The 24260-nt window shown below is 64.6% G+C and carries 23 protein-coding genes and 3 tRNA genes; 18 read left to right on the top strand and 8 right to left on the bottom strand.

Going from position 1 to position 24260, the window contains the following annotated elements:
- The first annotated feature begins 13 nt into the window (after positions 1-13).
- Positions 14-460, top strand: a complete 447-nt coding sequence (locus tag GPA27_RS07125; RefSeq protein ID WP_246260985.1) for a hypothetical protein — start codon at positions 14-16, stop codon at positions 458-460.
- Here the strand turns inward: GPA27_RS07125 and GPA27_RS07120 are convergent.
- From GPA27_RS07120 to gcvH, 3 genes are all read right to left on the bottom strand, one after another.
- Entirely contained in the window at positions 362-1978 is a 1617-nt protein-coding gene (locus tag GPA27_RS07120) for a glycoside hydrolase family 17 protein (RefSeq protein WP_169138972.1), read from the bottom strand. The two genes, GPA27_RS07125 and GPA27_RS07120, sit on opposite strands and share 99 nt — an antisense overlap.
- 87 nt (positions 1979-2065) lie before the next feature.
- On the bottom strand, positions 2066-4972 hold the full coding sequence (gene gcvP, locus GPA27_RS07115; protein ID WP_169138970.1) for an aminomethyl-transferring glycine dehydrogenase: 2907 nt from the start codon (positions 4970-4972) through the stop codon (positions 2066-2068).
- 67 nt (positions 4973-5039) lie between these two features.
- Positions 5040-5423 (bottom strand): glycine cleavage system protein GcvH, encoded by a 384-nt coding sequence (gene gcvH, locus GPA27_RS07110; RefSeq protein WP_169138968.1) that lies wholly within the window; start codon positions 5421-5423, stop codon positions 5040-5042.
- A gap of 613 nt (positions 5424-6036) precedes the next feature.
- On the opposite strand from gcvH, the gene GPA27_RS07105 reads away from it, so the two are divergent.
- The 14 genes from GPA27_RS07105 to pnp all read left to right on the top strand — a co-directional run bounded on the left by GPA27_RS07105 (position 6037) and on the right by pnp (position 20746).
- Positions 6037-6903: a 3',5'-nucleoside bisphosphate phosphatase gene (locus tag GPA27_RS07105; RefSeq protein ID WP_169138966.1), complete on the top strand. Its 867-nt coding sequence runs from the start codon at positions 6037-6039 to the stop codon at positions 6901-6903.
- 13 nt (positions 6904-6916) lie between these two features.
- Positions 6917-7549, top strand: a complete 633-nt coding sequence (locus tag GPA27_RS07100) for an L-threonylcarbamoyladenylate synthase (RefSeq protein ID WP_169138965.1) — start codon at positions 6917-6919, stop codon at positions 7547-7549.
- Between the two features lie 78 nt (positions 7550-7627).
- Positions 7628-8287, top strand: a complete 660-nt coding sequence (locus GPA27_RS07095) for a site-2 protease family protein (protein ID WP_169138963.1) — start codon at positions 7628-7630, stop codon at positions 8285-8287.
- Between the two features lie 3 nt (positions 8288-8290).
- Positions 8291-9493, top strand: a complete 1203-nt coding sequence (locus GPA27_RS07090; protein ID WP_169138961.1) for a tryptophan--tRNA ligase — start codon at positions 8291-8293, stop codon at positions 9491-9493.
- A 37-nt stretch (positions 9494-9530) separates the two neighbouring features.
- Positions 9531-10361: a segregation and condensation protein A gene (locus GPA27_RS07085; RefSeq protein ID WP_169138959.1), complete on the top strand. Its 831-nt coding sequence runs from the start codon at positions 9531-9533 to the stop codon at positions 10359-10361.
- On the top strand, positions 10342-10935 hold the full coding sequence (scpB, locus tag GPA27_RS07080; RefSeq protein ID WP_169138937.1) for an SMC-Scp complex subunit ScpB: 594 nt from the start codon (positions 10342-10344) through the stop codon (positions 10933-10935). The genes GPA27_RS07085 and scpB overlap by 20 nt, the downstream gene beginning before the upstream one ends.
- Complete coding sequence (gene rluB / locus GPA27_RS07075) at positions 10877-11884, top strand: 23S rRNA pseudouridine(2605) synthase RluB (protein ID WP_169138935.1); 1008 nt, start codon at positions 10877-10879, stop codon at positions 11882-11884. The genes scpB and rluB overlap by 59 nt, the downstream gene beginning before the upstream one ends.
- A 153-nt stretch (positions 11885-12037) precedes the next feature.
- Entirely contained in the window at positions 12038-12466 is a 429-nt protein-coding gene (gene rimP, locus GPA27_RS07070) for a ribosome maturation factor RimP (RefSeq protein ID WP_211164876.1), read from the top strand.
- A 23-nt stretch (positions 12467-12489) separates the two neighbouring features.
- The gene (gene nusA / locus GPA27_RS07065; protein WP_169138933.1) at positions 12490-13965 is read left to right on the top strand and encodes a transcription termination factor NusA; all 1476 of its coding nucleotides are present in this window, start codon (positions 12490-12492) and stop codon (positions 13963-13965) included.
- 16 nt (positions 13966-13981) lie between these two features.
- Positions 13982-16804 (top strand): translation initiation factor IF-2, encoded by a 2823-nt coding sequence (infB, locus tag GPA27_RS07060; protein ID WP_169138931.1) that lies wholly within the window; start codon positions 13982-13984, stop codon positions 16802-16804.
- Between the two features lie 3 nt (positions 16805-16807).
- Positions 16808-17191, top strand: a complete 384-nt coding sequence (gene rbfA, locus GPA27_RS07055; RefSeq protein WP_169138929.1) for a 30S ribosome-binding factor RbfA — start codon at positions 16808-16810, stop codon at positions 17189-17191.
- A 6-nt stretch (positions 17192-17197) separates the two neighbouring features.
- Complete coding sequence (gene truB / locus GPA27_RS07050) at positions 17198-18127, top strand: tRNA pseudouridine(55) synthase TruB (protein ID WP_169138927.1); 930 nt, start codon at positions 17198-17200, stop codon at positions 18125-18127.
- 80 nt (positions 18128-18207) lie between these two features.
- Positions 18208-18477 (top strand): 30S ribosomal protein S15, encoded by a 270-nt coding sequence (rpsO, locus tag GPA27_RS07045; RefSeq protein WP_050416273.1) that lies wholly within the window; start codon positions 18208-18210, stop codon positions 18475-18477.
- Between the two features lie 169 nt (positions 18478-18646).
- Positions 18647-20746: a polyribonucleotide nucleotidyltransferase gene (gene pnp, locus GPA27_RS07040; RefSeq protein ID WP_169138925.1), complete on the top strand. Its 2100-nt coding sequence runs from the start codon at positions 18647-18649 to the stop codon at positions 20744-20746.
- Positions 20747-20841: 95 nt separating this feature from the next.
- Here pnp and dksA read toward each other — a convergent pair whose 3' ends face one another.
- Positions 20842-21267 (bottom strand): RNA polymerase-binding protein DksA, encoded by a 426-nt coding sequence (gene dksA / locus GPA27_RS07035; protein WP_169138923.1) that lies wholly within the window; start codon positions 21265-21267, stop codon positions 20842-20844.
- A gap of 171 nt (positions 21268-21438) precedes the next feature.
- On the opposite strand from dksA, the gene GPA27_RS07030 reads away from it, so the two are divergent.
- The 3 genes from GPA27_RS07030 to GPA27_RS07020 all read left to right on the top strand — a co-directional run bounded on the left by GPA27_RS07030 (position 21439) and on the right by GPA27_RS07020 (position 21732).
- Positions 21439-21515: transfer RNA gene (locus GPA27_RS07030), tRNA-Pro, on the top strand.
- A 23-nt stretch (positions 21516-21538) separates the two neighbouring features.
- A tRNA-Arg gene (locus tag GPA27_RS07025) sits at positions 21539-21615 on the top strand.
- Between the two features lie 41 nt (positions 21616-21656).
- Positions 21657-21732, top strand: a tRNA-His gene (locus tag GPA27_RS07020).
- Between the two features lie 74 nt (positions 21733-21806).
- Here the strand turns inward: GPA27_RS07020 and GPA27_RS07015 are convergent.
- The 4 genes from GPA27_RS07015 to GPA27_RS07000 are packed head-to-tail and all read right to left on the bottom strand — an operon-like array spanning position 21807 to position 23915.
- Positions 21807-22820, bottom strand: coding sequence for a tyrosine-type recombinase/integrase (locus GPA27_RS07015; protein ID WP_050416270.1), 1014 nt, complete (start codon positions 22818-22820; stop codon positions 21807-21809).
- Positions 22820-23029 (bottom strand): DUF4224 domain-containing protein, encoded by a 210-nt coding sequence (locus tag GPA27_RS07010; protein ID WP_169138921.1) that lies wholly within the window; start codon positions 23027-23029, stop codon positions 22820-22822. Before GPA27_RS07010 ends, GPA27_RS07015 begins: the two co-directional genes overlap by 1 nt.
- Positions 23030-23088: 59 nt before the next feature.
- Positions 23089-23349 (bottom strand): hypothetical protein, encoded by a 261-nt coding sequence (locus GPA27_RS07005; protein ID WP_169138919.1) that lies wholly within the window; start codon positions 23347-23349, stop codon positions 23089-23091.
- Complete coding sequence (locus GPA27_RS07000) at positions 23346-23915, bottom strand: hypothetical protein (RefSeq protein WP_169138917.1); 570 nt, start codon at positions 23913-23915, stop codon at positions 23346-23348. Before GPA27_RS07000 ends, GPA27_RS07005 begins: the two co-directional genes overlap by 4 nt.
- Between the last annotated feature and the right edge of the window lie 345 nt (positions 23916-24260).

Here is a 24260-nt window from a genome sequence, read left to right as displayed (position 1 = left end):
AGGAATAACGGCGTTGTCAGGAAACGAAAAGCGGTGGTCCGGTGCCGTGGCGCGACTGGTCTGGGTGAGTTCGATCGTGCTGGCCGCAGTCCTGCTGTTGCGCTACGCCGTGCTCGAAGCGGGCGTGTTCCCGGCCGACTGCAAGCCGCAATTCGCCGACGGCCCGGAGGGGCTGTGTGTCGCCAAATGGGCGCTCGTCCAGATGTTCATGCAGCAGCGACTCGGGTGGGCGAGCCTGATGCTGGGCGTGCTTGCCTTCGTGTCGCGCCGGCGGTCCGTCGCTTGGGGGGGGTGGCTCACCGGGATCGCGGGGCTCGTGCTCTACAGTTTCGATTACGCGGCCGTCGGTGCCTTGTTGTCGCTACTGGTCCTTGCGCACGATGGTGCGCAGGCACGGCGCGGCGAGGATCAGGCCGGTCGCGAGCCACGCGATGGCCTGCGGGTTGAGGGGCTCCGGTAACCAGCGGCCGACGACGCACGTGGCGATCACGAGGCTGCACACCCTTTCCTCGATGCCGAAACGGGTTGGCGCCCACCATCCGGTGACGCCGAATACGAGGGCCGGGACGAGGTACAGGAACACCGGGAAGTCGCGGTAGCGCGGGTCGGCGAAAAGCAGCAGGGCCGCGACCGCGGCGGCGAACAGCAGGAATCCTCGCAACAGTCCGAACCACTGTCCGGTCGCGTGGCCGGTCACGCAGCCCGCGCGAACGGCCGCCCAGGCCTCGCTCGCCGGGGCGATGGGCGCTGCGCCCGACCAGCGCGAAGCGGTCAGGGCCGTCATCAGGCTCAGGGCGCCGATGCCACCTAGCAGCCACCATTCGAACGGATCGCGCCAGGCGAGCTGCGCATGTTCCCACCCGAGGACCGCAGCGAGCCCGGCGACGGCGCCGGTTGCGCCCAGTGCGGCGCGGCGCAGCGCGCTCCCGTGCGTGCCGAGCGTCAATAGCAGACACAGGGCAGCACCCAGCGCAGCGCCGGCCAGCGGGGCAGCGACTCCCGAACGTTCGGTGACGGGGCCGGCGAGGGGGAACTTGGGGGCCAGGTCGGTGCCGAGCATGCCCCAGTAGCCGCCGACCGTGCCTTCGAGCCGTCGCTTCCACGGTTGGTCGATGGCCTCGATGAGGTTGTAGTTCCAGCCCTTCTCGTGCGCGACATGCACGAACTCGCGGATGTAGCGCGCCTGATTGACCTGGGAGGGCTCCGAGCCCTGGCGCTGCCGTCCGGCGCTGGGCCAGCCGGTTTCGCCGATCATCAGCGGCTTGTCGAAGTGTCCGCGGACCTCGTCGAACACCTCCGCGACGTGGGCGACGGCGCGGTCGATCGCGACCGGGTGGTCTTCCCAGAATGGGAGGATGTGAACCGTGACCCAATCGACCGTCTCCGCGAGCTTCGGATGCTGGAGCCAGAATTCCCAGACGTCCGCATACGTCACCGCCACCTTCGCGCGGGCGCGCGCATACTCGATCAGCTCGCGCATCTCGGACTCGGTCCGCTCGCGGCGCAGCAGCACCTCGTTGCCGACGATCAGCACGCGGACGACATCGGCGTAATCGTTGGCGATCGCGATCGCGTGGTCGAGCTGCTTCATGTTGCGCTGGGAATCGGCATTGACCCAGGCGCCGAGCAGCACCTTGAGCCCCACCTCGCGCGCCACCGCGGGCACCTGGTCAAGCCCCTGGTCGACCGAATAGATGCGCACGCATTCGGTGATGTTCGCCAGCGCGGCGAGGTCGGCGGCGATCTGCTCGCGCGAGATCATGAGCTTTTCGTCGAAGGGCGTCTGGCCTGGAAGCCGGTAAGGGGCGTAGGAGACACACTTGAGCCGCTCGCCGTCGGCGAGCTTGAGGTCATGCATCGGCACCGGGCGGGTCTGCTGCACGAGCACGATGCCCAGAACCAGCAGGACGACGAGGCTTGCGACGAGCAGGCCGAGCCAGTTGCGGTCATTCGGCGGCGACGCGATGTGCTTGGGCATGGAAATGCGTTCTGGGTCGGATCGTGATGGTCGAAAAAAAGCCACGCCGGTGTGGCGTGGCTTCCGTTGGCTAGAAGCGGCGCGATTTTAGCCTGCGTAGTCTTCCATCGGCACGCAGGCGCAGAACAAATTGCGGTCTCCGTAAACGTCGTCGATGCGATTGACGCTGGGCCAGAATTTGTTCTCGGCGACCCAGGCGAGGGGGAAGACCGCCTGCTCGCGGGTGTAGCCGTGCGTCCAGTCGCCGAGGAAGTCAGCCTGGGTGTGTGGCGCATTCTTGAGCGGGTTGTCCTCGGCGGTCCAGCGACCGGCTTCGATCTCGCGGATCTCGTTGCGGATGGAAATCATCGCGTCGATGAAACGGTCCAGCTCGGCCAGGTCTTCCGACTCGGTCGGCTCGACCATGATCGTGCCGGCGACCGGGAAGGACATCGTCGGTGCATGGAAGCCGTAGTCCATCAGGCGCTTGGCGATATCCACCTCGCTGATTCCCGTCGCCCCCTTGATCGGGCGGACGTCCAGGATGCACTCGTGCGCGACGCGACCTTTCGAGCCCGTGTAAAGCACCGGGAAATGGTCTGCGAGGCGGCTGGCGATGTAGTTCGCATTGAGGATCGCCGCCTGCGTTGCCTGCCGGAGACCTTCCCCGCCCATCATCGCGATGTACATCCACGAAATCGGGAGGATGCTCGCCGAGCCGAACGGCGCCGCGCTGACAGCGCCCTGGCCCTTGTTCGGGCGGTCCTCGCCACCGGTTGCGGCGACGACATGATCGGCCATGAAGGGGGCAAGGTGCGCCGCGAGGCCGATCGGTCCCATGCCCGGTCCGCCGCCGCCGTGCGGGATGCAGAAGGTCTTGTGCAGGTTCATGTGGCTGACGTCCGCGCCGATGTGCGCGGGCGAGGTCAGCCCGACCTGGGCGTTGAGGTTGGCGCCGTCCATGTAAACCTGGCCGCCGTGCTCATGCACGATGGCGCAGATCTCGCGGATCGCCTCCTCGAACACGCCGTGGGTCGACGGGTAGGTGATCATCAGCGCGGCGAGGCGGTCCGCATGCTGCGCGGCTTTCGCGCGCAGGTCGGCGACCTCCACGTTGCCCTTGTCGTCGCACGCGACCACCACCACCTCCATGCCGCACATCTGCGCCGTCGCCGGGTTCGTGCCGTGCGCGGATTTCGGGATCAGGCACACTTTGCGGTGTGCTTCGCCGCGACTGGCGTGATAGCGGGCGATTGCCACCAGGCCGGCATACTCGCCTTGGGCGCCCGAGTTCGGCTGCATGCAGATCGCGGGGAAACCGGTGACCGCCTTGAGGTAGTCCGCCAGCCCGTCGATCATCTCGAGGCAGCCGGCCGCCTCCTCGCGCGGCGCGAACGGATGCATGTTCGCGAATTCCGGCCAGGTCACGGGGATCATCTCGCTCGTCGCATTGAGCTTCATCGTGCAGCTGCCGAGCGAGATCATCGAGTGGTCGAGGGCGAGATCGCGGTTCTGCAGTTTTTTCAGGTAGCGGAGCATCTGGTGTTCGGTGTGATGCGTGTTGAACACCGGGTGCTTCAGGATCGCATCGTCGCGCAGCAGCGCGGGCGGGATGGCGCCACCGTTGGCGGCGACCACGGCGTCGAGCGCGGCAATGTCAGCGTTTGCGCCGAAGCACTGCAGCACGGTAGCGATGTCGGCGGCCGTCGTCGTCTCATCGACCGAGATGCCGAGCACCCTGTCCGAGACCTTGCGCAGGTTGAAGCCGGCGGTGTCGCACGTTGCGGCGATCTCGCCCGTCCGCGCGCCGGTTTCGACCTGCAGCGTGTCGAAGAAGGCCGCCGTCGGCACCGGGAATCCGGCCCGACGCAGGCCTTCGGCGAGGATCGCGGCGAGGCGGTGGACGCGCGCCGCGATCGTGCGCAGTCCCTCCGGGCCGTGATACACCGCATAGAACCCGGCCATGTTCGCCAGCAGCACCTGCGAGGTGCAGATGTTCGAGTTCGCCTTCTCGCGCCGGATATGCTGCTCGCGCGTCTGCAGCGTCATGCGCAGCGCCGTCTTGCCGCGCGTGTCCTTCGACACGCCGATGATGCGGCCCGGCATCGCGCGCACATTCGCTTCGCGCGTGGCGAAGAAGGCAGCGTGCGGGCCGCCGAAGCCCATTGGCACGCCGAAGCGCTGGGCCGAGCCGAGCGCGATGTCGGCGCCCATCGCAGCGGGGGACTTGAGCAGCACCAGTGCCATCAGGTCCGATGCGACGGCGGTCACCGCGCCCTTTGTCTTCAGTGCCGCGATCGTGTCGCCGAGGTCGGCGATCTCGCCACGCTCGTTCGGATGCTGCAGCAGCGCGCCAAAGACTTCGTGCTCGGCCGCACGGGTGGCCGGGCCGAACACCAGTTCGAAGCCGAAATACGTCGCGCGGGTGCGCACGACATCGATGGTCTGCGGGAAGCAGGCCTCGTCGACGAAGAAGGCGTTCGCCTTCGATTTGCTCACCCGTCGCGCCATCGTCATCGCCTCGGCGGCCGCCGTGGCTTCATCGAGCAGCGAGGCGTTCGCGAGTTCCAGTCCGGTGAGGTCGATCACCATCTGCTGGTAGTTCAGCAGCGCCTCCAGGCGGCCTTGGGAGATTTCGGCCTGATAGGGAGTGTAGGCGGTGTACCAGCCGGGGTTTTCCATCACGTTGCGCAGGATCACCGCCGGCGTGTGGGTGCCGTAATAGCCCATGCCGATCAGCGACTTCTTCACGATGTTCTTCTGCGCGATCGAACGCAGCTCGGCCAGCGCCTCGTGCTCCGGCTTTGCCGCGCCCAGGGGCAGCGGCGCGGGCAGGCGGATCGCCGCAGGGACGGTCTGGTCGATCAGGGCGTCCAGTGTCGGCGCGCCGATGGCCGCGAGCATCTTCGCGACTTCGGCAGGATCCGGGCCGACGTGGCGGGCGATGAAGGCGTCGCGCTGCTCGAGCCGGGACAGGGGCGCACGCACGGAGGAGGAGACAGGGGTGTTCGACATGAAGAAGACTCGACTGGTGTACCGGGCCGCGCATCGTCGGCCCGGAAGGGAAGTGCGTGCGGCGGGATCAGGCGTTGGCGACGGCTTCGTAGCCGGCCGCGTCGAGCAGCTTGCCGAGATCGGCACCAGCGTCGGGCCTGATCTTGAACAGCCAGGTCGCGTAGGCGTCGGCATTCACCGACTCGGGCGCATCGACCGCCGCCTGGTTGGATTCGACAACCTCGCCAGATACCGGAGCATAGATGTCCGATGCCGCCTTGACCGACTCGATCACCGCGCACGCTTCACCCGCAGCAAGGTTGCGGCCCGCTTCGGGCAACTCGAGGTAGACCACGTCGCCCAGCGCCTCCTGGGCGTGATCGGTCACGCCCACGGTCAGCGTGCCGTCGGCTTCGACGCGGATCCACTCGTGCGATGCGGTGTACTTCAGATTTGCGGGAATGTTGCTCATGGCGGGCTCCAGTGATGGAAGGTTCGTGTGCCGGCTCTCGGTCCGGATGCAGTGTTGCGTCGGGGAAAATCGGAAGGTCGCCCTCAGGCTGGCGGGCCGTCGGCGCTGCTCGCCCGGCTCATCTGAGCGCGACGACCGTTGGGTGGTACGAGTTCGAACGCAAGGCGGGGCGGGGAAAAACGGGCGATGGCTCGTGCCGGGCGAAAAGGCGTCTGCATGGGAACTGAGCGCTCCTGCCGAAACGCGGAATCGGTTGTCGAGACTGCAAACGCAATGCCCATGGGCCCGCGTTGCAGAGCCGTGCGCGCCCGACTCCGGTTTCCGGGAAATTCCGTCGAGCTGCAGCCGATCCGGATGCGCCGGCTGCTGCATGCGTTCCGCATGCTCGCATCGTTCCCCGGGCCGGCAGTCGGTCGTCGGTCCAATTGTCTGCGCGGTCTCCGGGGCCTTGCCATTGGCGATTCCCTCGCCGGGAAGCTCCCCCGCGCGACGGGCGGACGATAGCACCAAGGGCAGGGGCTGGCAACGGCCGGAGCGGCCCTGCGGTTTGCTATCATGAAAAAAATATCAGTCCCGGCTTCCCGTCGGGATAGCGCCGCAGGCCCCCCCGACAATGCTCCTGAATGCCGACCTTCACTGCCACTCGACCGTTTCCGACGGCTGGCTGACGCCTGCCGAGGTGGTGCGGCGCGCGGCGGCCAATGGCGTCGAACTGCTTGCGCTCACCGATCACGACGAGGTCGGCGGGATCGACGAGGCGGAGGCGACCGCCCGCGAGTGCGGCATCGCCTTGGTGCCGGGGGTCGAGATCTCGGTGACTTTCCGCGACGAGACGATCCATGTCGTCGGTCTCGGCATAGACCGCCGCAATGCGCGGCTGCTCGCGGGCCTGGCGCAGGTGCGCAGCGGGCGCGAGCAGCGTGCGCAGGCGATGAGCGACGCGCTCGATGCCGTCGGACTGCATGGCGTGCTCGAAGGCGCGCGCCGGTTTGCGCGCAATCCGGCGCTGGTCGGCCGCGCACATTTCGCGCGCCACATCGTCGCGACCGGACTGATGCCCGATGTCGCGACGGTGTTCCGCTATTACCTCGCCCGCGGCAAGCCCGGGTTTGTTCCGCATGTCTGGGCGCGGCTCGAGGACGCGGTGGGCTGGATCCGCGCGGCGGGTGGAGTGGCGGTGATCGCCCACCCGGGGCGCTATCGGCTCTCCGCAAGCGACATGGAGGCGCTCTTCGACGGCTTCGTCGCCTGCGGCGGCGAAGCGCTGGAGGTCGTTTCCGGCGCCCATGCGGAGTCCGACGTGCTGCGCTTCGCAAGCGTCGCGCGCCGCCGCGGGCTGCTCGCCTCGCGCGCCTCCGATTTCCACGGCAGCAGCGAGAGCCCTGTCGATCTCGGCCGCTGCGATCCACTGCCGCCCGACCTCGTTCCCGTCTGGTCGCGACTCCGCGCTGCTGCGCCGGCCGCCGACCTGCACTCCTGACCCGGAAGCATTAATGGCCCAGTTCTTTTCGCTCCACCCCGAATTACCCCAGCCACGGCTGATCCGCCAGGCTGCCGAGATCATGCGCGCCGGCGGGCTCGTGGCATTTCCGACCGATTCGGCCTATGCGCTCGGCGGCATCACCGGTGACGCCGATCTGCTGCAGCGGATCCGGCGGCTGCGCGGCGTGGATGAACGTCACAACTTCACGATGATGTGTCGCGATCTCTCGGAGATCGCGAAGTACGCGAAGGTCGACAACACCCAGTACCGTCTGCTGAAGGCCGTCACGCCCGGCCCGTATACCTTCATCCTCGAGGGCACCAAGGAATTGCCCAGGCGCGTGCTGCATCCGAAGCGCAAGACCATCGGCCTGCGCGTTCCCGAGCATCCCGTGGTGGCCGCCCTGTTGCAGGAGCTGGACGAACCCATCCTCACCTCGACGCTCCTGCTGCCGGACGACGACTTCCCGCTGACCGACCCCGAGGAGATCCGCGACCGCCTCGAGAAGCAGATCGAACTGGTCATCGAGGCCGGTTATTGCGGCCCCGAGGCGACGACCGTGATCGACCTCACGTCGGGAGTTCCGGTGCTGATCCGCGCGGGCCGCGGCGACCTGGCGCCGTTCGGATTCGAAGCCGACTGAGCGAACGGGCGGACCGCGCGCGGGGGCGGAGGGGAGCGGCCCGCTCTGCTAGAATGCTACGTTTTGCCCCCTGACTTCATGGATTCGCTGATCTCCACCCTTGCCATCTGGGCCTTGCCGGTGCTGCTTGCCATCACGCTGCACGAGGCGGCGCACGGCTATGTGGCGCGGCATTTCGGCGATCCCACCGCGGAGCAGGAGGGGCGCATCACCCTCAATCCGTTCAAGCACATCGACCCGGTCGGGACGGTGCTCGTGCCGGGCGCCATCCTCGCGCTCAGTTCGTTGCTGGGTGGCGGCGGAATGCTGTTCGGCTGGGCGAAGCCCGTGCCCGTCAACTTCAACCGCCTGCGCCGGCCGAAGGCGGACATGCTGTGGGTCGCGGCGGCGGGGCCGTTCATGAATTTCCTGATGGCCCTCGGCTGGGCCCTGCTGCTGAAGTTCGGCCTGTCCGATCCGCACGGCACCTACGCGGAGCCGATGCGCGAGATGGGCATGGCCGGCATCCAGATCAATTCGGTGCTGATGCTGCTCAATCTCCTGCCGATCCCGCCGCTCGACGGCGGTCGCATCGCCGTCAGCCTGCTGCCGCACGGGCTGGCATGGAAGTTCTCGCGCATCGAACCCTACGGTTTTCCGATTCTTCTCGTGCTCCTTTTTACCGGCATCCTCGGTCACATCCTGTGGCCGCTGATCGCAATCTTCCAGACACTTCTCGCGACGCTTTTCGGGTTCTAAATCATGTACGCAGAACGCGTTCTCTCTGGCATGCGCCCGACCGGGCGGCTTCATCTCGGCCACTACCATGGTGTGCTCAAGAACTGGGTCAAGCTGCAGGAAGAATATCCCTGCCTGTTCTTCGTCGCCGACTGGCACGCGCTGACCACGGTTTATGACAGCCCCGAGGTCATCGCCGATAGCGTGTGGGACATGCTCGTCGACTGGCTCGCGGCCGGCGTCGATCCCGAGAAGGCGACGATCTTCATCCAGTCCAAGGTTCCGCAACATGCCGAGCTGCACCTGCTGTTGTCGATGATTTCGCCCGTCGGCTGGCTCGAGCGCGTCCCGACCTACAAGGACCAGCAGGAAAAGCTCGCCCACAAGGATCTGGCGACCTACGGCTTCCTCGGTTACCCGTTGCTGATGTCGGCGGACATCCTCCTGTACCGCGCCGACAAGGTGCCGGTCGGCGAGGATCAGGTGCCGCACATCGAGTTCACGCGCGAGATCGCCCGCCGCTTCAATCACCTCTTCGGGCGCGAGCCCGGCTTCGAGGACAAGGCGAAGGATGCCGTGAAGAAGCTGGGCGGCAAGACCGGTAAGCAGTTCGAGGAGCTGCGCAAGCGCTTCCAGCAGGAGGGCGACGCCGAGGCCCTCGCGCAGGCCCGGCTCATCCTGCGCGAAGCCGGCAGCGTGGGGCATGTCGATCTCGAGCGTCTGCACGGCTACCTCGAAGGCAGCGGCAAGATGATCCTCGTCGAGCCGGGCGCGCTCCTCACCGAGGCGGCCCGCATGCCCGGCCTGGACGGCCAGAAGATGTCGAAGAGCTACGGCAATACCATCTTCCTGCGCGAGGATCCCGCTACGGTCACGAAGAAGATCCGCACCATGCAGACCGACCCGGCACGCGTGCGCCGCACCGATCCGGGCGATCCGGACAAATGCCCGGTGTGGCAGTTCCACGTCATCTATTCCGACGAAGACACCCGTGGCTGGGTCCAGAAAGGCTGTCGCAGCGCCGGCATCGGCTGCATCGAGTGCAAGCAGCCGGTCATCGACGGCGTGCTGAAGGAGCAAGTCGTCATGCACGAGCGCGCCCAGCGCTATATTGAAGATCCCGCATTGATGCGGCGCATCGTCGCCGACGGCTGCGAACGGGCGAGCGTGCTGGCCGAAGAGACGATGCGCGACGTGCGCGAGGCGATGGGGCTTTCGTATCGCTGACGCGCAGGAAAGGGGTGGTTTGCAGGATGAGTGCGAAATGAACCTGCCGCTCGCACTGGCTCCGGCCGAGACGCCCGTCCCGGTCGAGGTCTTCGCTCGCCTGTACGGTGAACCGCTCCTCGAGCTGCCCAAGGATCTCTACATCCCGCCCGACGCACTCGAAGTCTTCCTCGAAGCCTTCGAGGGGCCGCTCGATCTGCTGCTTTACCTGATCCGCAAGGCCAACCTCAACATCCTCGACATTCCAATGGCGCCGCTGACGGGGCAGTACCTCGGCTACGTCGAGGCGATGCGCCGGCACAATCTGGAGCTTGCGGCCGACTACCTGCTGATGGCTGCGACGCTGCTGGAGATCAAGTCACGCATGCTGCTGCCGCGTCCGCCGCGCGAGCGCGAGGACGAATCGCTCGATCCACGCGCCGAACTCGTGCGCCGGCTGCTCGAGTACGAACAGATGAAGATGGCGGCCGCGCGGATCGACGCCTTGCCGCGGATCGAACGCGATCACGAGTGGGTCAGCATCTTCGTGGCCGAGAAGGTCGTCGAGCGCCTGCCGGACGTCAGCCTGCACGATCTGCAGCTCGCGTGGCTCAAGATCATGAAGAAGGCCCGCCTCACGCAGCATCACCAGGTGAAGCGCGACGAATTGTCGGTGCGCGAGCACATGACGGCGATCTTGCGTAAGCTGGCAGACGGCAGCTTCGTCGTCTTCGACTCCCTCTTCGAGCCCGTGCGCGGTCCGGCCAGCCTGGTCGTGAGCTTTCTCGCGGTGCTCGAACTCGTGAAGGAAAAACTCGTGCAGGTCGCCCAGAACGAGCCCTTCGCGCCGATATACGTGAAACTCGCCGATGCAGCCAACGACGCCTGAAGACTTCAAGCGCGTGATCGAGACGGCGCTGCTGGCGGCATGCGCACCGTTGCAGGTCGCGGATGTCCGGCGCCTGTTCGATCCCGATCCCGGGGCCGATCTCGTCAGGCGCCTGCTCGACGAGCTGCGCGGCGACTGGACGGGGCGGGGCGTCGAGCTGGTGCAGATCGCCTCCGGGTGGCGTTTCCAGACGCGACCCGAGTATCAGGTCTTCCTCGATCGGCTCAAGGAAGAAAAGCCGCCGAAGTATTCGCGTGCCGTACTGGAAACGCTCGCGATCATCGCCTATCGTCAGCCCGTCACGCGCGGCGACATCGAGGATATCCGCGGCGTGGCCGTATCCCCCAACGTGCTGAAGACGCTCGAATCGCGGGGATGGATAGACATTGTCGGTCATCGCGACACCCCGGGGCGTCCCGCACTGTTCGCCACGACGCGGCGGTTTCTCGATGACCTCGGCCTGCGAAGCCTTACCGAGTTGCCCGCGCTAACCGAAATTGAAAGGATCATGGACCTTGTCGACACCAAAGAAATCGAATCGGCCGCTCCGGCCGCCAACGAAGAAGAAAGCTGAATCCGCCGACGGGCCGCAGGCCGCGCGCGGGCGCGGTGCGCGTCCGTCCGACGCCGGCGGAACGCCCGCGGCGCAGGAGCGCGACCATCCGCCCCGGCGCGGACAGGCCGCGGGACGTGGCGCGCCGCAGGAAGAGCACGAACCGGAACGGCTGCAGAAAGTCCTTGCCCGGCTGGGGGTCGGCTCGCGGCGCGAAATCGAGGAATGGGTCGTCGCCGGGCGCATCACCGTCAATGGCGAACCGGCGGAACTGGGTCAGAAGATCGGTCCCGGGGACCGTGTCAAGGTCAATGGCAGACTCGTTTCCGTGAGGTTCTCCACGCGTGCGCCACGCGTTCTGATCTACCACAAGCCCGAAGGCGAAATCGTTTCGCGCGAAGATCCGGAAGGGCGGCCGACCGTCTTCGAACGCCTACCGCTGCTGCGCAAGGGGCGCTGGATCGCCGTCGGCCGTCTCGATTTCAACACCTCCGGCCTGCTGCTTTTCACCAACGACGGCACACTCGCCAACCGTCTCATGCATCCGCGCTACGAACTGGAGCGCGAATATGCGGTACGCCTGCTCGGCGAACTCACCGACGAGCAGATCGAGTCGCTCAAGGCCGGCATACAGCTCGAGGATGGGCTGGCCCGCTTCACCGACCTCACCGACCAGGGCGGCGAGGGCTCCAACCACTGGTACAAGGTCACGCTGTCCGAAGGGCGCAATCGCGAGGTGCGGCGCATGTTCGAGGCTGTGGGGCTGACGGTCAGCCGCCTGATGCGCGTGCGCTACGGCCCGGTGACGCTGTCGCCCCGGCTCAAGCGCGGCATGTGGATGGAAATGCCGGAGGAAGAAGTGTGCAAGCTCTCCGGAGTCCCGCGGCCGCAGCGCCAGGTGTCTGCACGAACCGCCGAGAAGGAGCGCCAGGTCCGGTTGCACCGCACCACGCCACGCGGACGGGCCTGAGAGGCGGGTCGCGCGGCCCGCTTCGCAATTGCCTGTTTTCAATGGGGCTGTTATAATTGCAAAGCTTTGATACCGGCTTTGCGCCGGCATCGTTTTGTGGATGGGATCAACAAAGATGGGCGTTATGCCCATTTTTTATTTGTGGGCGTGGAAATGGACGTCGAACGTCTGGTCGAGCAGGTGGTCACCGGCCTCGGTTTCGAACTGGTGGATTTCGAGACTTCCCCGAAGGGGCGGTTGATGCGCGTGTTCATCGATATCGAGCGTGGCGTGGATGTCGATGACTGCGCGACGGTCAGCAATCAGCTGACGCGCGTTTTCGAGGTCGAGAACGTGGATTACGACCGCCTCGAGGTTTCCTCGCCCGGCCTCGACCGGCCGCTCAAGAAGGTAGCCGACTTCGAGCGCTTCGTCGGAAGCGACGTGCAGGTTCGCCTGCGCATGCCGATCGGCAATCAACGGAATTTCGCCGGCGTGCTCACGGGCTTTGCCGAAGGCGTGGTGCATCTGAGCACCGAGAAGGGCGAAGTCGCTCTTCCCTTCGACGAAGTCGAGAAAGCGCGCCTCGTGCCCAGATTTTGAATTCGAGTTGGAGATTTTGATTAATGAGCCGCGAGATTTTGCTGCTTGTCGATGCGCTGGCGCGCGAAAAGAATGTAGCCAAGGACATCGTGTTCGGTGCCCTGGAAACGGCGCTCGCCTCCGCGACGAAGAAACGCATCAATGACGAAGCCGATGTGCGCGTGACGATCGATCGCGAGACCGGCGCTTACGAATCCTTCCGTCGCTGGGTTGTGCTGCCGGACGAGGAGGTCGTCAATGACGAAGCCGAGATGGGCATCATCGACGCCCGCGAAGTCGAACCCGGCATCCAGGTCGGTGAATACATCGAGGAGCCGCTCGAACCGATCGATTTCGGCCGCATCGGTGCCCAGGCGGCCAAGCAGGTGATCCTGCAGCGCATCCGCGACGCCGAGCGCGAACAGGTGCTCAACGACTTCCTCGATCGCAAGGAACATCTCGTTTCGGGTTCCATCAAGCGCATGGAGCGCGGCAACGCAATCATCGAAGTCGGCCGACTCGAAGCCATGATCCCGCGTGATCAGATGATCCCGCGCGAGAACCTGCGCGTCGGCGACCGCGTCAAGGCTTTCCTGTTGCGCATCGACCGCGGAGCCCGTGGTCCTCAGTTGATCCTGTCGCGCACGGCTCCCGAATTTCTCGGCAAACTGTTCGAGCTCGAAGTGCCGGAAATCGAGGATGGTCTCCTTGCAATCAAGGCTTGCGCCCGTGACCCCGGCCTGCGTGCGAAGATCGCCGTGCAGTCGAACGACGCGCGCATCGATCCGATCGGCACCTGCGTCGGTCTGCGCGGCTCGCGCGTGACCGCGGTGCGCAACGAGATTGCCGGTGAGCAGATCGACATCATCGTGTGGTCGCAGGATCCCGCCCAGTTCGTGATCTCCGCGCTGCAGCCGGCGGAGGTCGTGTCCATCGTTGTGGATGAGGAAAGCCACAGCATGGACGTCGTCGTCGACGACAACAATCTCGCGATTGCGATTGGGCGCAACGGCCAGAACGTCAAGCTCGCGTCCGAGCTGACCGGCTGGACGATCAACCTGATGAGCGAAGAAGAGTCCGCGCAGAAATCGGGGCAGGAGCGCCAGAGCCTGCGCCAGCTCTTCATGGACAAGCTCGATGTCGACGAGGAACTCGCCGACATCCTGATCGACGAAGGTTTTTCGTCGCTCGAGGAAATTGCGTACGTGCCGCTCGCCGAGATGCTCGAAATCGAAGCCTTCGATGAAGAGACGGTCAATGAGCTGCGTAACCGTGCGCGCAACGTCCTGCTGACCGAGGCCATCGTGACCGAGGAGCAGCTGGAAAATGTTTCCGACGATCTGATTAATCTCGACGGGATGGACAAGTCGCTCGCTGCCAAGCTGGCCGAGCATGGCGTACGCACCCGCGACGATCTGGCCGATCTCGCAGTCGATGAGCTCGTCGAAATCGCCGGAATCGAGCAAGAACGTGCCAGCGCGCTGATTTCGGTCGCGCGCGCGCATTGGTTCGAAGAATGAGGGGGGGCACTGACTGATGGAACAAATGAGCGTAAACCAGTTCGCCGGCGAACTAAGAATGCCGGCAGCGGTACTGCTCGAGCAGTTGCAGAAAGCCGGTGTTGAGAAGACCAGCCCCGACCAGTTGCTGACCGAGCAGGACAAGGCGCGGTTGCTCGAGTATCTGCGTCGCTCGCACGGCGACAGCCAGCCCAAGGGCAAGATCACGCTGACCCGCAAGCAGACGTCCGAAATTCGTGCAACCGACTCGTCCGGTCGCGCCCGTACCGTTCAGGTCGAAGTGCGCAAGAAGCGTGTGTTCGTCAAGCGCGACGAACTCGGTGGGGAGTCCGGTGCCGGCGAGATGCCCGCAGTCGAAGAAGCGCTGGCTGCCGCAGCCGATGAGATCTTCGAACCCGTGGCCGAAGCCGTGCCCGAGGCGGCCGCGGTAGAGATTCCGCCCGTCGTCGAGGCAGAGCCGGAGCCGGTCGTCGAGTCCCTCCCGGAACCGGAACCGGAACCGGAACCCGAGCCTGCGCCCGAACCGATGATCGAAGCCGTCGTCGAAGAGCCCGCTGCAGTGGAAGCGGTCGAAGATGCACCTTCCGCGCCAGCGTCCACGCAGCGTCAGCGTGTCTCCATTCTCAGCGACGAAGAGCGTGCCGCCCGCGAACGCGAAGCCCGCAGACACGAGGAATTGCGCGCGCGCCAGATGGCCGATCTGAAGGCCAAGCAGGAGCGCGAAGCCGCGGCACGTGCGGCCGCCGAGGCTCGCCGCGTTGAAGAAGAAGCACGCGTCCGGGCGGAAGCCGAGAAGCGCGCGGAAGCAGCCAAGCCCGAATCCCGTGAGGCCGTCAAGGCGCCCTCCGGCACGCTGCATCGTCCGGCCAAAACCGATGACAAGTCGGGCGCCAAGGACGCCAAGCGTGGAGCGCGCGGTGGCGCGGCGGACGCCGGTGCAGGCGACAGTGCAAAACGTCGCGGTCTGAAGACCCGCGGTGAAGTCGGCGCCACGACCGGTTCTTGGCGCGGCGCGCGCGGCGGCGGCCGGGGTCGGGGGCAGCAGGACGATCACAAGGCCTTCCAGATGCCGACCGAACCGGTGGTGCGTGAGATTCACGTGCCCGAAACCATCACTGTGGCCGATCTCGCCCACAAGATGGCGGTGAAGGCTGCCGAAGTGATCAAGGCCCTGATGAAGATGGGCTCGATGGTCACCATCAACCAGGTACTGGATCAGGAAACTGCGATGATCCTGGTTGAGGAGATGGGCCACAAGGCGTTCGCCGCAAAGCTCGACGACCCCGATGCCTTCCTTGAGGACACTGCCACCCAGGCCGATGCCAAAGTGGAGTCGCGTGCGCCGGTCGTGACCGTCATGGGCCACGTCGACCACGGCAAGACCTCGCTGCTCGACTACATCCGGCGTGCGAAGGTCGCCTCGGGTGAAGCCGGCGGCATCACCCAGCACATCGGCGCATATCACGTCGAGACGCCGCGCGGCATGCTCACCTTCCTCGATACCCCGGGTCACGAGGCATTCACCGCCATGCGTGCCCGAGGCGCGCAGGCTACCGATATCGTCATCCTGGTGGTTGCTGCCGACGACGGCGTGATGCCGCAGACGCGCGAGGCGATCCATCACGCGAAGGCCGCGCAAGTTCCGATCGTCGTCGCGGTGAACAAGATCGACAAGCACGAGGCCAATCCGGATCGCGTCAAGCAGGAGCTTATCGTCGAGGGGGTAGTGCCCGAGGAGTACGGCGGCGAGGTCATGTTCATCAACGTCTCGGCGAAGACCGGCGTGGGTATCGACAATCTGCTCGAATCCGTCCTGCTGCAGGCCGAGGTGCTCGAACTGACGGCGCCGGTCGATACGCCGGCCAAGGGCATCATCATCGAGGCGCGCCTCGACAAGGGGCGTGGCCCGGTTGCGTCGCTGCTGGTCCAGTCGGGCACCCTGCGCAAGGGCGACGTCATGCTGGTGGGCGCCACCTTCGGCCGCATCCGCGCGATGCTGGACGAGAACGGCAAGGCGATCGACGAGGCGGGTCCGTCCATTCCGGTCGAGATCCTTGGTCTTTCGGATGTGCCGTCTGCCGGCGACGAGGCGATCGTCCTCGCCGACGAGAAGAAGGCGCGCGAAATCGCCTTGTTCCGCCAAGGCAAGTTCCGTGAAGTGAAGCTCGCCAAGCAGCAGGCCGCCAAGCTCGAGAGCATGTTCGAGCAGATGGCCGAGGGCGAGGTCAAGTCCCTCCCGCTCATCATCAAGGCCGACGTGCAAGGTTCGCAGGAAGCCCTCGTGCAGGCGCTCAACAAGCTGTCCACGGACGAGGTCCGCGTCAATGCGATCCACTCCGCGGTCGGCGCGATCTCCGAGTCCGACGTCAACCTTGCGCAGGCTTCGGGCGCGGTCATCATCGGCTTCAATACGCGTGCCGATGCAGGTGCGCGCAAGCTGGCCGAGACTTTCGGCGTGGATATCCGCTACTACAACATCATCTACGATGCCGTGGATGACGTCAGGGCTGCGCTGTCGGGTCTGCTCTCGCCGGAAAAGCGCGAGAATCAGCTGGGTCTCGTCGAAGTCCGCCAGGTGTTCCGCGTTCCCAAGATCGGCACGGTCGCGGGCTGCTACGTCCTCGAGGGTGTCGTCAAGCGTGGTGCGCAGATCCGCGTGCTGCGTGGCAACGTCGTCGTCCATACGGGCGAGCTGGAATCGCTCAAGCGCTTCAAGGACGACGTCAAGGAGGTCAAGTTCGGTTTCGAATGCGGCCTGTCGGTGAAGAATTACAACGATGTCCAGGAAGGCGATCAGCTCGAAGTGTTCGAAATCCAGGAAATCGCCCGGACGCTTTAACAGATGCCCAAGGAGTATTCCCGCAGCCAGCGCGTGGCGGAGCAGGTCCGCCGCGAACTGGCCGAACTGATCCGGCTGGAAGTGAAGGATCCCCGCGTGGGGTTCATCACGCTGACCGATGTCGAAATCACCCCCGACTACGCGCACGCCAAGGTGTTCTTCACCTCGATGCGCGGGGAGGAGGGGCTCGACGAAATCCTCATCGGCCTGCGCCGCGCGAGCGGCTTCCTGCGCCGGGAGCTCGGAAAGCGTGTGCGTATCCACACGCTGCCCGAACTGCATTTCCATTACGACCCGTCCGTCGAGCGCGGCAGCCGCATGTCGCAACTGATCGACCAAGTGGTGCGCGAGGATGATGCGCGCCACAAGGACGAGCCGGAAAGCTGAGCGGTCTTGAAAGCGCAGAAGCAATTCAGGCACCAGCGCCGTGCGCTGGACGGCGTCCTGCTGCTCGACAAGCCGCAGGGCATAACGTCAAACGCGGCGCTGCAGACGGCGCGCCGGCTCCTCAACGCGGCCAAGGCCGGGCACACCGGTACGCTCGATCCGATGGCGACGGGGCTCTTGCCGCTGACCTTCGGGGAGGCGACGAAGTTCTCGCAGATGCTCCTCGATGCCGACAAGGAATACGAGGCGACGGTTCGTCTGGGTATCGAAACGGATACCGGCGATGCCGAAGGGCGTCCGATTGCCGAAGCACCGGTGTCGGTCGCGGAGGATGCCGTACGCACGGCGCTGGGGCGCCTCACCGGCGAGATCGAGCAGATCCCGCCGATGTACTCGGCACTCAAGCGCGACGGCAAGCCCCTGTACGAATATGCGCGCGCCGGTATCGAGGTCGAACTGACACCGCGCCGCGTCACGATTCACGCGCTCGAGTTGCTGGAATTCGCCGGGGAAACCTTTCGTATCCGGGTTGCATGCAGCAAAGGCACCTACATCCGGACGCTCGCGATCGATCTCGGGCGGATTCTCGGTTGCGGGGCGCATCTCTCGGCGCTGCGGCGTACGCGCATCGGCCCGTTCGCAGCCGGGTCGGGCACGGTGACGCTCGCAGAACTCGAAGCCGTGCCGGCCGACGACCGGGAACGCTTGCTCGCACCCGCCGATGCGCTGGTGTCGCACCTTCCCGAGGTCATGCTCTCCGCCTCGCAGGCGGCCGGTTTGCTGCAGGGGCGTGCGTTGGTTTACGAGGGCCGCGAGCGGGGTCTTGTCAGAGTTTACGGCGAAGGGCGCTTTCTCGGCCTGGGGGAACTGGGCGATGACTGCCGCCTGTTGCCCAAACGCCTCGTTGCAACGGGTACGGCAGCACCGCAGTCTTGATAATCATTGAGTTTTTCATGGTGCGTTGGGTATAATCCCACGCTTCTGATTGGCAGAAAACGAAAAGAGTAAACACCCACATGGCTCTCGATACCGCATCCAAGGCGCAGATCGTCACCGACTTCCAGCGCGCACAAGGCGACACCGGCTCGCCGGAAGTGCAGGTCGCTCTGCTCACCGCCCGCATCAATGGGCTTACCGGTCACTTCAAGGCCAACGCGAAGGATCATCACTCGCGTCGCGGCCTGCTCAAGATGGTCAGTCAGCGTCGCAAGCTGCTCGACTACCTGAAGGGCACGAATGCCGACAGCTATCGCAGCCTGATCGAGCGTCTGGGTCTGCGCAAGTAATTCGCTGACCGTGTCGCGTCTGACAGCGTCGCAAAAGACAATGTAAGCGAGCAAGCCGGTGCGGATCCCGCGGGGTCGCACCGGCTTTGTTTTTGCTGTCAGGGTTGCGTGACCGGGACAGCTTCGCAGTTGTAGTCTGCTGCTTATACTCACCTAAAGGATATTCAACTTGCCTACCGCCATCAAAAAAACATTCGCATACGGCGCGCATACCGTCACCATCGAGACCGGAGAGATTGCCCGTCAGGCAGGTGGTGCCGTCATCGTGAATATGGACGACACCGTGGTCCTCGCCACCGTCGTTGCCGCCAAGGAAGCCAAGACCGGGCAGGACTTCTTCCCCCTCACCGTCGACTACGTCGAGAAGTTCTACGCGGCCGGCCGCATTCCGGGCGGCTTCTTCAAGCGTGAAGGGCGCCCGACCGAGAAGGAAACGCTGACCAGCCGCCTGATCGATCGGCCGATCCGCCCGCTGTTCCCGGACGGCTTCTACAACGAAGTCCAGGTCATTGTCACGGTGCTGTCGCTCAACCCGGAAATCGATTCGGACATTCCGGCGATGATCGGCGCATCCGCCGCGCTGGCCATTTCGGGCGTGCCGTTCAACGGCCCGATCGGTGCCTGCCGTGTTGGTTATGCCAACGGCGAGTACATCCTGAACCCGACCGTCGAGCAGCTCAAGACCAGCCAGCTGAACCTCGTTGTTGCCGGTACAGAAGCGGCAGTGCTGATGGTCGAATCCGAGGCGCAGGAACTCTCGGAAGAAGTGATGCTCGGCTCGGTGGTCTTCGGCCACCAGCAGATGCAGGCGGCGATCCGCGCGATCAACGAACTCGTCGAGATCGCTGGCAAGCCCGAGTGGAACTGGCAGCCCCCCGCCAAGAACGAGGCGCTCATCAACCGCGTCAAGGAACTCGCGGGCGCCCAGCTCGAGGAAGCGTTCCGCATCACCAGCAAGCAGGCCCGTACCGAGCGTGTGAACGAGATCCGCAAGAATACGATCGCGACGATCACCGCGGAGCTGGAAGCAGCGCCGACCGGCAATGAGCTCAAGGACATCTTCCACGAGCTCGAGGCCGGCATCGTGCGTAGCCGCATCCTCGCCGGCGAACCGCGAATCGACGGACGCGACACCCGTACCGTTCGCCCGATCGAGATCCGCGTTGGCGTGCTGCCCCGCACGCACGGTTCGGCGCTGTTCACGCGTGGCGAAACCCAGGCTCTCGTCGTCGCGACGCTGGGTACCGGGCGTGACGAACAGATCATCGACGCGATTGCGGGCGAATACCGCGAGAGCTTCATGCTGCACTACAACTTCCCGCCGTTCTCGACCGGCGAAACCGGCCGCATGGGCGTGACCAAGCGTCGCGAAGTCGGCCACGGCCGGCTGGCGAAGCGCGCGCTGATCGCCGCCCTGCCGGCGCCCGAAGACTTCAGCTACACGGTCCGCGTCGTTTCGGAAATCACCGAGTCGAATGGCTCGAGCTCGATGGCTTCGGTGTGCGGCGGCTCGCTCGCGCTGATGGACGCCGGCGTGCCGATGAAGGAGCATGTGGCCGGCATTGCGATGGGTCTGATCAAGGAAGGCAATCGTTTTGCCGTCCTGACCGACATCCTCGGCGACGAGGACCATCTCGGCGACATGGACTTCAAGGTTGCCGGGACCGAGCGGGGCGTCACGGCGCTGCAGATGGATATCAAGATCCAGGGCATCACGAAGGAAATCATGCAGGTTGCGCTCGCGCAGGCGGGCGAGGGCCGCATGCACATCCTCGGCATCATGAAGCAGTCGCTCGCCTCGCATCGCGGTGAAGTGTCGGAGTTCGCTCCGCGCATGATCACGATGAAGATCAACCCGGAGAAGATCCGCGACGTGATCGGCAAGGGCGGTGCGGTAATTCGTGCGCTGCAGGAAGAGACCGGCACCGTGATCGAGATCGAGGACGACGGCAGTTTGACCATCTCGTCGGTCAGCGCCGAAGGCGCTCAGCTCGCGAAGGAAAAGATCGACGCCATCACGGCCGAGGTCGAGGTCGGCAAGGTGTACAACGGTACCGTCATCCGCCTGCTCGATTTCGGCGCGATCGTGAACATCATGCCGGGTCGCGACGGACTGCTGCACGTGTCGCAGATCGCGAACGAACGCGTGAACAACGTCGCCGACTACGTTAAGGAAGGTCAGGCGGTGCGCGTCAAGGTCCTCGAGACCGACGAGCGTGGCAAGATCCGTCTCAGCATGAAGGCGCTGCTAGACCAAGCGGCGGAGTAATCCGGCCGGACAAAATGAAAAGGGACGCCGCGGCGTCCCTTTTTTTATCCTGCGTCCGTCGCGGTGCGGTAGGCGCGGTGGCGGAGGCGGCGGGATTATTTTGCGACCTGGCGCTCGCGCATTTCCTCCAGGGTCTTGCAGTCGATGCACAGGGTCGCCGTGGGGCGCGCTTCCAGCCGCTTGAGCCCGATTTCGACGCCACAGCTGTCGCAATAGCCGTACTCGCCAGCATTGATGCGGCCAATGGCCTCGTCGATCTTTTTGATCAACTTGCGCTCGCGGTCGCGGTTGCGCAGTTCGAGCGCAATGTCCGACTCCTGGCTGGCGCGATCGTTGGGGTCGGCGAATGCGGTGGCCTCGTCCTGCATGGTATGAACGGTGCGCTCGATATCGCCAGCCAGCTCCCGTTTTACCGATTCCAGCATGTTGCGGAAGTGGGCCAGCTGCTTCTCGCTCATGTATTCCTCGCCCTTTTCGGGGACGTACGGCGGGAACTGTTTCTGCAGTGTATCGTCCGGCATGACTTCGACTTCCGGTTGGTAATTGAAAGAATCGAACTAATATCAGAAACCGATCGGGTGGGCAAGAAAAGACGTGCCTCTCCGCCGTATTCGATGGTTTTTGACGGGGATTCAAATTTTTCGATCTTACGTTTGACGCATCGGGAATGAGTGTGTATTATTCGCGGCTCTCGGGGTGTAGCGCAGTCCGGTAGCGCGCTTGCTTTGGGAGCAAGATGTCGGGGGTTCGAATCCCTCCACCCCGACCAGCTAACCCCGATGCCCGCGGGATCTGCCCGTAGCTCAACTGGATAGAGCACCGGCCTTCTAAGCCGGGGGTTACAGGTTCGATTCCTGTCGGGCAGGCCAGTAAAGGTTTTTGACTGTAGAATTTCTGCAGTCTGAAAGTGGCGGCATTAGCTCAGTTGGTAGAGCACTGGATTGTGGCTCCAGTTGTCACCGGTTCGATCCCGGTATGTCGCCCCAAAATCAAAGAGATACGGCACCCTTCGGGGTGCCGTTTTCAATACTCCCGCGTTTTTTCAAAACTCCCCGCTGATTTATTCCAGCGGAGTCGCTTTCTTTACCCTGCGCCGGTCATAGACCTTTTCGATCATTGCATCGGACGCATGGCCGGAAAGGGTGCGCGCATCCCGGCCCGCTTCCTTCAATTCTGTTACCGTCTTCGCGCGCAGGTCGTGGAAGTGGAACCGCTCGGCAAGGATCGGCGGCTCGCCATTCGGTCCAGGCGCGGTGGCCTTGTCCATCGTTCGCTGCCACGCCGTCTTCCAGCCTTCGACCGTCATCGGCGATCCGTCGCGGCTCGTCACGAGCCGCGTGCTCGCAATGGGGCGTTCGAGGTCCTTTAGCGCATCGACCGCAGCACGTAGTGCAGGCGTCCAGCCGATGCAGATTTGCACCGGGCGACTCCGTGCGGTCTTGCCTTGCGTGATCAGCAGGCCCTCTGCGGTAATCGCATCGCGGCGTAGCGCAAGGAGATCGCCGCGGCGCTGTCCGGTGAGGCGCGCGAGATCCATCATTGCCGCGACGAGGGGAGGCGCAACCTTCTTCACGGCGTCGAATTCCACGTCGGTGACGTAGCGCGTGCGCGGCATTTCCTTGAACGGCTTCACCTCGCGTACTGGATTGTCGCGGCAATGGCCCCACATGATGGCGTGCCGCATGACGTCCTGCAGAAGGGAGCGTTCGCGATTGGCTCGCACCTTCGACTTCTGGCCGCGCACCTGCATGAAGTCCCACACGTCGGCTGGGGTGATGTCGGCGGGCTTCATCTGTCCGAACACCTTCGTCAGAGTGGAGGCTTCCAGTTTATTCCCCGCCTGCGTGCTCGCGGCCTTCTGCGGGACGACTTCGCGCAGGTATCGACCGATGACGCCCGACATAGTTTCCTTGGGGGCGTTCGTGTTCTCCAGCTCGGCCCACTTCGTGCGCGCGATCGACAGGTCGCGGCCGAGATTGATCCAGCCGCCCTTAGCGGCGTACCAATACGACCGCCCTTTGAGATACATGCGGGGCGGCAGGTTGAGATCAATTTTGCGCGGGCGTCCCATCATTACAGAATAGCTCCGAGATCGGGGCCTTGTCTGCGATGGGCAGATGCAGTTGAACCGCCCATGCGCTTCTCGACGATTGAGCGCAGGACTTTTGGATCGCCAGCTGCGTTCTCCTCGTATGGCCAGCCACGATCCGTGAGCCAACGCTTTTGCAGTGACGGCTTCTGGTAGCCGGTGAGGTTGCGGAGTTCGTCCTTAGTCAGGAACATGTCATGCCTCTTTTGACGCAGGCAGTAGCTTCGCCTCGGTCGCGTCCTCCAGCGCAGTCTTACCGCTTGGCGGCGTCTGCGACGGAGTATGGGTCGTCCTTAATCCGGCTACCTCCGGTGTTGTTGTCGCGCTGGAAGCCTTGACGAGAAGACCGGCAGGCATCGACTCGGCCGACATAGGCAATCTTCCCGAGCAGGCCGGTGATACACAGAGCGGTCATGGCGAAGCCGTCGGCTGCGCCCGTAAGACCGCCTGGCGTCAGGAAGGGGCAAGTCTCACTCACAGTGTCCGGAACGACACCGAAGGCATGCTGTTTCATGAGGCACCGTCCGCAGTAGGGAACGCTCTTCGGTCCTCCTGTGGTCGGAGCTCGTAGTAGCGATCGATGAATAGGTGCTTCGCCACGATAGGTGCTAGCGCCTGAATCGGCCGGGCCAGCGGTGAGGACTGTGTCGTACCGGTCCATGCGTCTTCATAGGGCGGATCGAGATCGCGTCGTTCGGTGGCGCGGAGTACTAGGTCCGCGTACTTGACCGATGGCGGCAGGTAGGGCGGGGCGCCGAGGTCGGCCAGAATGTCCGCGGTCGTCTGGCTCTCTGCATTGATGCAGGCGGCGAGCAGTTTCCTGAGCGCATCTCCGGCGTGGAGGAGAAGCGCCGCCAGGGCGTCATCGGGCGGCACGATGGTGCTCGCTAGATAGTCGTGCTGCGCGACCGAATAGAAGGTGTGCGCACGGCCCGCGAAGCAGCACGTGCTCGCGAGGACGTGGGCGATGTCCTCGATGTTTACTTGGCCCGGTACTGTGTCTCCTCCAAGGTTCTGATCGGCACCGATCGGGCCGCCGGTTCGGCGCATGGCGTGCGCCGCCTGGGATTCATGTTTCATCTGTTTCTCCTTGCTGGCGTTCGTTGTCCGAATGGTCGATGCATGCCAAGGCCGGCCGACGGCGATTGCAGCGGTCGCAAGGCGGGGAATCAGGACGAGACGAAGTCAGAGCGGCGAAAAGCGCCGATTGACGAGCAAGGAAATGAGCGATTGAGTCGCGCGAAGCGAGAGAGCGAGGCGTTCCCACCGCGTCTCAAGGGGTGCGCAGCGCTTTTGAGACGAGAGAAAAATACCGGCACGATCGTCGTTTGGCAAGTCCCGGAATTACCCAAGACGGGATGCTGCCGCGGTGTCGCCCACCTTCGTGGCGCGATCCTTGATGTAAGTGGGTACCTGAAGGGCCTC

Origin of the sequence: Aromatoleum toluolicum (genome assembly GCF_012911005.2) — a bacterium.
GTDB lineage: Bacteria > Pseudomonadota > Gammaproteobacteria > Burkholderiales > Rhodocyclaceae > Aromatoleum > Aromatoleum toluolicum.
Note: the sequence above shows the minus strand (reverse complement) of the source record. Positions and strands in the feature narration are given on the sequence as shown.

Excerpts from the sequence above, each read along its gene's own strand:
- GPA27_RS07120 (WP_169138972.1), bottom strand. The coding sequence starts at position 1,978 with ATGCCCAAGCACATCGCGTCGCCGCCGAATGACCGCAACTGGCTCGGC.
- gcvP (WP_169138970.1), bottom strand. The coding sequence starts at position 4,972 with ATGTCGAACACCCCTGTCTCCTCCTCCGTGCGTGCGCCCCTGTCCCGG.
- gcvH (WP_169138968.1), bottom strand. The coding sequence starts at position 5,423 with ATGAGCAACATTCCCGCAAATCTGAAGTACACCGCATCGCACGAGTGG.
- GPA27_RS07105 (WP_169138966.1), top strand. The coding sequence starts at position 6,037 with ATGCTCCTGAATGCCGACCTTCACTGCCACTCGACCGTTTCCGACGGC.
- GPA27_RS07100 (WP_169138965.1), top strand. The coding sequence starts at position 6,917 with ATGGCCCAGTTCTTTTCGCTCCACCCCGAATTACCCCAGCCACGGCTG.
- GPA27_RS07095 (WP_169138963.1), top strand. The coding sequence starts at position 7,628 with ATGGATTCGCTGATCTCCACCCTTGCCATCTGGGCCTTGCCGGTGCTG.
- GPA27_RS07090 (WP_169138961.1), top strand. The coding sequence starts at position 8,291 with ATGTACGCAGAACGCGTTCTCTCTGGCATGCGCCCGACCGGGCGGCTT.
- GPA27_RS07085 (WP_169138959.1), top strand. The coding sequence starts at position 9,531 with ATGAACCTGCCGCTCGCACTGGCTCCGGCCGAGACGCCCGTCCCGGTC.
- scpB (WP_169138937.1), top strand. The coding sequence starts at position 10,342 with ATGCAGCCAACGACGCCTGAAGACTTCAAGCGCGTGATCGAGACGGCG.
- rimP (WP_211164876.1), top strand. The coding sequence starts at position 12,038 with ATGGACGTCGAACGTCTGGTCGAGCAGGTGGTCACCGGCCTCGGTTTC.
- nusA (WP_169138933.1), top strand. The coding sequence starts at position 12,490 with ATGAGCCGCGAGATTTTGCTGCTTGTCGATGCGCTGGCGCGCGAAAAG.
- infB (WP_169138931.1), top strand. The coding sequence starts at position 13,982 with ATGGAACAAATGAGCGTAAACCAGTTCGCCGGCGAACTAAGAATGCCG.
- rbfA (WP_169138929.1), top strand. The coding sequence starts at position 16,808 with ATGCCCAAGGAGTATTCCCGCAGCCAGCGCGTGGCGGAGCAGGTCCGC.
- rpsO (WP_050416273.1), top strand. The coding sequence starts at position 18,208 with ATGGCTCTCGATACCGCATCCAAGGCGCAGATCGTCACCGACTTCCAG.
- dksA (WP_169138923.1), bottom strand. The coding sequence starts at position 21,267 with ATGCCGGACGATACACTGCAGAAACAGTTCCCGCCGTACGTCCCCGAA.
- GPA27_RS07015 (WP_050416270.1), bottom strand. The coding sequence starts at position 22,820 with ATGATGGGACGCCCGCGCAAAATTGATCTCAACCTGCCGCCCCGCATG.
- GPA27_RS07010 (WP_169138921.1), bottom strand. The coding sequence starts at position 23,029 with ATGTTCCTGACTAAGGACGAACTCCGCAACCTCACCGGCTACCAGAAG.
- GPA27_RS07005 (WP_169138919.1), bottom strand. The coding sequence starts at position 23,349 with ATGAAACAGCATGCCTTCGGTGTCGTTCCGGACACTGTGAGTGAGACT.
- GPA27_RS07000 (WP_169138917.1), bottom strand. The coding sequence starts at position 23,915 with ATGAAACATGAATCCCAGGCGGCGCACGCCATGCGCCGAACCGGCGGC.